5 protein-coding genes are annotated in these 5,699 nt (G+C 32.6%); 4 read left to right on the forward strand and 1 reads right to left on the reverse strand.

Features of this window, described 5'->3' with window-relative positions:
* Positions 1-127, reverse strand: a 127-nt coding sequence (locus SULYE_RS08045) for a thiamine-binding protein (RefSeq protein ID WP_007547210.1), incomplete at its 3' end; no start/stop codon positions are given.
* Positions 128-555: 428 nt separating this feature from the next.
* Between SULYE_RS08045 and dnaN the strand changes: the two genes are divergently transcribed.
* From dnaN to SULYE_RS05180, 4 genes are all read left to right on the forward strand, one after another.
* Positions 556-1,644, forward strand: coding sequence for a DNA polymerase III subunit beta (gene dnaN / locus SULYE_RS05165; RefSeq protein ID WP_007547211.1), 1,089 nt, complete (start codon positions 556-558; stop codon positions 1,642-1,644).
* 17 nt (positions 1,645-1,661) lie between these two features.
* Positions 1,662-4,100 carry a DNA topoisomerase (ATP-hydrolyzing) subunit B gene (gyrB, locus tag SULYE_RS05170; protein WP_007547212.1) on the forward strand — a complete coding sequence of 813 codons (2,439 nt, stop codon included), beginning with the start codon at positions 1,662-1,664 and terminating at the stop codon, positions 4,098-4,100.
* A gap of 10 nt (positions 4,101-4,110) precedes the next feature.
* Positions 4,111-4,875, forward strand: a complete 765-nt coding sequence (locus SULYE_RS05175; RefSeq protein ID WP_007547213.1) for a L,D-transpeptidase — start codon at positions 4,111-4,113, stop codon at positions 4,873-4,875.
* 245 nt (positions 4,876-5,120) lie between these two features.
* The gene (locus tag SULYE_RS05180; RefSeq protein ID WP_007547214.1) at positions 5,121-5,600 is read left to right on the forward strand and encodes a hypothetical protein; all 480 of its coding nucleotides are present in this window, start codon (positions 5,121-5,123) and stop codon (positions 5,598-5,600) included.
* Positions 5,601-5,699: the final 99 nt, after the last annotated feature.

Below are 5,699 nucleotides of genomic sequence, written 5' to 3' on the forward strand. Positions count from 1 at the left end.
TTCCCATTGGAGTGAGTCTGTAAGGTATACGTGATTCATCTATCATTTTAATTATTCTGCTAACATAAGGACTTACACTTTCTCCTTTATCTGTTGGAAACATTGAAAACTCTACTAAAAACGACATGGCTTGCTCCTCCTAAGTTAAGATATTTTTATTATTATAACAATTTTTTAGATTAGATTGAGAAATGTATGTGTATTGCAAGCTTACTTTTGTTTGGTATCCCAAGGACTTACTGAAGGACTTCCTATTTAAGAAGTTGAGAAAGTGAGAGATTAAAAGGCAAAGACTATTCTCTTTGCACAAAATGACGATATTGATTTTGCAAGCATTCTCGTGATATACGAAAGAAAATTTCGATACCCAACGTTCGTGAAGAATTTTGTATAAAATACTGGGATTTATATAAGATGCTTAAAAACTCTAAGTTCAGATTTTAATGTATAGTAAAGTCAAACCAATTCTTGTTATCCTATTTTAACACCTTTAAAAATCCTGCCTTTAAAAATGGTAAAATAAATATATTAAATTATTTTTTCAGAGGTTTCGTGATGAAATTAAAAGCTTACAAAAAAGACTTGCAAGAAGCGTTTAAAAAAGTCATATCAGAAAAGAAAGCAGCACTTCCTATTTTGACAAATTTCTTATTAAAAGCTGAAGATGGAAAACTAACAGTTTACGGAACAGACTTAGAAGTGTATACTTCTTATACTATACCTGCAGATGTTGAAGAAGAAGGTTCTCTTTGTGTAAACTCAAAAAAGATATCGGATATATCAAAAGTTTTAGCACAAAATGAAGCCTTGCTTTATACAGATGGAGAAACTTTAAAAATCACATCAGGAAAAACAAAGTATAGCCTACCAACTTTTGAAGCCGATGATTTTCCATTGCCAGAAAGCTATCCATCTGATCTAGCGATATTAATAAGCGGTCAAGAACTTTTAAAAGGAATATCTAAAACGATTTATGCCGTTTCAAAGGATGAAAGTAGATTTGCTTTAAATGGTGTTTGTTTTTCATTTATTAAAGGAAAGCTTGATTTTGTAGCAACTGATGGTCATAGGCTTGCTTTATACTCTACTGAAATTACTGGAAAAGGACTTGAAGGTAAGTATATCGTTCCACAAAAAGCGTTAAATGAGATCAAAAAACTTGTAAGCGATGTTGAAGATGTAGAAGTAGCGGTTTCCGGAAGTAGTATATTCTTTAAAGGCTCAAATTATATTTTATCTGCAAGATTGCTTGAAGGTGTTTTCCCAAACTATACTCAAGTTATTCCAAATAGCTTTAACATTGAAATAGTCTTATCTAAATCGGAATTGATAGACTCTATAAAGAGAGTTATCATTGCAGAAGAGAATGATAACAAACCTATAAAGCTAAAATTATTTGATAACAAACTGATTATATCTACACCGCCAACAAGCGATGCATACGCAGAAGATGAGATAGAAGTAAATTATGATGGTGAAGAGTTTGAGATTGGCTTTAATGGAAAATATATTCTTGATGCTGTAGATGAGATAGAAGATAAAAACATAGTTGTTAAATTTATAAATAAAGATTCTCAAACTGTTATTATTCCGGAAAATCCAGAAGAAAGATATTTAGCAGTAGTAATGCCAATGACGATTTAACTTGGAGGTTATAAAGATTGGAAGAAAGAAAAGATAACATACAAAACAATACAGAATATTCAGCTGAAGCTATTCAGGCTGTAACTGGTCTTGACCACGTTAGAGCAAGACCTGCTATGTATATTGGAGATATTGGCGAGAGAGGTCTGCATCATTTAGCTTGGGAAATCGTAGATAACGCTGTTGACGAAGCAATGGCAGGCTATGCGAAAAATATAACTGTAATACTCCATCAAGATGGTTCTGTAACTGTTGAAGATGATGGTAGAGGTATTCCGGTAGATATTCATCCGGAGTTTAAAATTCCGGCTGTTGAAATGGTATTTACTATTCTTGGAGCAGGTGGTAAGTTTTCTAAAAAAGCGTATCAATACTCCGGTGGTCTTCATGGTGTTGGTGCGTCGGTAGTAAACGCTTTATCTAAATGGCTTGTTGTTGAAGTATACAGAAATGGAAAGATTTATAGACAAGAATATTCTTATGGAAAACCTGTTCATCCATTAAAAGAAGTTGGAACAACAACAAAAAGGGGAACAAAAGTAACATTTAAACCTGATGACAGTATTTTTGAGACAACAACCTTTAAATACGACACAATAGCAAAAAGAATTAGAGAATTAGCATTCTTAAATCCAGGAGTAAAATTTACAGTAATTGATGAAAGAAAGGATATAAAAGAAGAGTTTTACTATGAAAACGGTATTATAGACTTTGTAAGAGTTTTAAACCAAGCCAAAGATCCATTATTTCCGGATGTTATTTACATAAAAGGAGAAAAAGATGGAGTTTTAGTAGAGGTAGCATTTCAATACAACACAAGCTACAATGAAACCTTAGAAAGCTTTGTGAACAACATTAAAACAGTAGAAGGTGGTACTCATGTATCGGGCTTTAGAGCTGCACTGACAAAATCTATGAACAAAACCTTAGCCGGAATGAAACTTCCAAAAGAGTTAAAAAGCGGTGTAAGTGGAGATGATTTAAGGGAAGGTTTAACGGCTGTAATATCAGTAAAAGTTCCGGAGCCGCAGTTTGAAGGACAAACTAAAACAAAGCTTGGAAACCAGGATGTTAAAAGAATCGTTGAATCAGTGGTAGGTGATTATCTAATAGATTTCTTCGATAAAAATAAAGATATAGCCTTAAAAATAGCAGAAAAGGCTATTGAGGCAGCAATTGCGAGAGAGGCAGCAAGAAAAGCTAAGGAAATTTCAAGGAGAAAATCATTCTTAGAAGATAGCTCATTGCCGGGAAAGCTTGCTGACTGTTCTGAGGATAATCCGGAGATTTGTGAGCTTTTCATAGTAGAGGGAGAATCGGCTGGCGGTTCTGCAAAGCAAGGAAGAGACAGAAGAACTCAGGCAATCTTGCCACTCAAAGGTAAAATACTGAACGTAGAAAAAGCAAGGATAGATAAAATCTTATCAAACGAAGAAATAAGAGCAATCGTAAACGCAATAGGAACTGGAATAGGACTGCCGATTAAATCAGAGGATGAAGAGAATAAAACAGAAGAAGGATTTGATTTATCCAAGTTAAGATATCATAAAATAATCCTTATGGCGGATGCCGACGTTGATGGTTCTCATATTACAACTCTTTTACTTACGTTATTTTATAGATACTTCCCACAAATTATTGAAAACGGACATTTATATATAGCACAACCACCACTTTACAAACTCAAAAAAGGTAGGTCTGAAATATATGTTAAAGACGATGAAGAATTAGCTAAAATCGTTATTGAGTATGCATCTGACGAAGTTAGTATAGAAGGTAAAAATTTAAACAAGCTTGAAATAAAAGAGGTGGCAAAATTAAGCAGAGAATACAAAGATTTAAAACAAAGCATCTATAAAAGAAAAGATAAAAAAGTAATAGATGAGATATTGAAGCTTAGTTTAACAGAAGAAGATTTAAGGTCGGAAGAAAAGGTAAAAGAAATTGTAGAAAAACTTAAGGAAGTTCTAAAAGAATACGAAGTATATTATAAGTACGACCCGGAAGAGGCAGACTACGATATTTTTGTTGAAAGAAGAGAAAGATTTTCAAAAACTGTTAACAAAATAGATGTAGATTTTTTATCTTCTTATGCTTACGTAAGAGTTAAAGAAGTAGAAAGAATTTTATTAGAAAAGTTTGGCACGCTGCCGATTGTGGTTAACTATAAAGATAAATCAATAACGGTAGAAGATTTCGACAAACTGTATGATGTTATTTATGAAGCTGGCATGACTGGTTGCGAGATTCAAAGATACAAAGGATTAGGGGAAATGAACCCGGAGCAGCTTTGGGAAACAACCATGAACCCAAAAACAAGAAGATTATTACAAGTGAGCATAGAAGATGCGGCGTTAGCAGATGAAATATTCTCAATATTAATGGGCGAAAAGGTAGAACCAAGAAAAGAGTTTATCATGAAATATGCAAAAGAAGTTAGAAACTTAGATATCTAAGAGGTTATAGTTGAGACTAAAGTTTTTCATAGTCTTGTTGCTTGGGGTTTTCATTTTTGATAAAAGTCTTTCACAAGAGCCTAAATATTATGGCTGGGATTTTAAAGTAATAAAAATAAAAGACCATTACTATCTACTTAACCAAGAGGTTTTTAAGCTTAAAGAAAATGGAGAGTTTGGAGAAAATTATGTATACAAAGTAGAAGAGGACACTAATTTTGTTGATTTGGCTTATAAATTAAAAGTTAGCTATTATGAATTAAAAGAAGCTAATAAATCTGTAAATCCTTTCAAAGTTGAAAAAGGAACGGTAATCACGATTCCTTTAAAGAAAAAACTTCCGGAGAATTTTAACTATAATACCGTTTACGTATCTTTAAAAGATAAAAGGTTGTATTATCCAATAAAATTGGAAGACGGTGATTATGTTATAACCTTTCCTGTTGGTACAGGAGACGAAGAATATCCAACTCCAACCGGTGAGTTTACTATAACAGAGAAAAAAGTTAATCCTGACTGGATAGTTCCACCAAGTGCAAGGGCTAATAATCCAAAATTGCCGCCGGTTGTACCTTTTGGAAGTCCGGAAAATGGTCTTGGAACTAGAGCTTTAAGATTAAACAAAAGTTCCTACATGATTCATGGAACAAGTAAAAGAAGTGAAAAAGGTGTAGGCATGAAAATCTCTTACGGATGTGTCGTGCTGAGAAATGATGATATAGAAAGGTTGTATGATTTAGTAGATTTAAACACAAAGGTTGTGATATTTGAGTGAAAAGTTTATCTATAAAATATTATGCTTTGGATGATAAAGTAGAGATTTTTACAAATGAATAAGGAGATCCTTCGGCTTACAGCCTCAGGATGACGATCAAAGATTAGTTGATAAATTTCAGAAAAAGGAAAGCCTTTTTTGTCATTCTGCAGCCGGCGAAGAATCTCATAATTTTGTTTAATTTTTTGCCTGACGTGTAAAAATTTGTTTATAAAATTTTGTAAAATTTATAAAAGGAGTTGTAAATGAGAAAAAAAACTTTAATTTACGTGCTATTTTTAACTATTTTCATAAATGTAGGATTTGCCATGTCTGAAAAAAAACAAAACACAGATGTCAAACCTTCCAAAAATCAAAATGTTGAAGTAAAGGAAACAGTGAATATACCAGGATTGATATTTAAAACAGATAAACAGGTTTACTCAAAAGTAGAGCAAGTTTGTTTTACATTAGAAAATCAATCTCAAGCAGAGTATATACTTCCATCTTCAGCACCTTATGCAATTTTTAATAAAGAAAAGCCGGAAGTTGCTATTTACTCTCCTGTATCAGCCCAAGTTATAACACCTTTAAAACCAAAGGAAGTTAAAAAATGGTGCTGGGATCAAAAAGATATAGAAGGAAAAGAAGTTTCGTCGGGAGATTATTTTGTAAGATTAACAATTTTTGATAAATCAGGAAAAGTAAACTTTCTAAAGGCAGAATTTACTATCAAGCTTAAATGAAATTTCTAAAAAACACTTTTATATTTTCTATAGCCACACTAATCAGTAGAGTCTTAGGATATTTAAGGGATGCGGTTGTAGCTTACTACTTGGAGCAAA

Origin of the sequence: Sulfurihydrogenibium yellowstonense SS-5, assembly GCF_000173615.1 — a bacterium.
Classification (GTDB): Bacteria; Aquificota; Aquificia; order Aquificales; family Hydrogenothermaceae; genus Sulfurihydrogenibium; species Sulfurihydrogenibium yellowstonense.

What these genes read in the sequence shown, in the direction of transcription:
- SULYE_RS05180 (WP_007547214.1), top strand. Translation starts at nt 5,121, where the DNA reads ATGAGAAAAAAAACTTTAATTTACGTGCTATTTTTAACTATTTTCATA.
- dnaN (WP_007547211.1), top strand. Translation starts at nt 556, where the DNA reads ATGAAATTAAAAGCTTACAAAAAAGACTTGCAAGAAGCGTTTAAAAAA.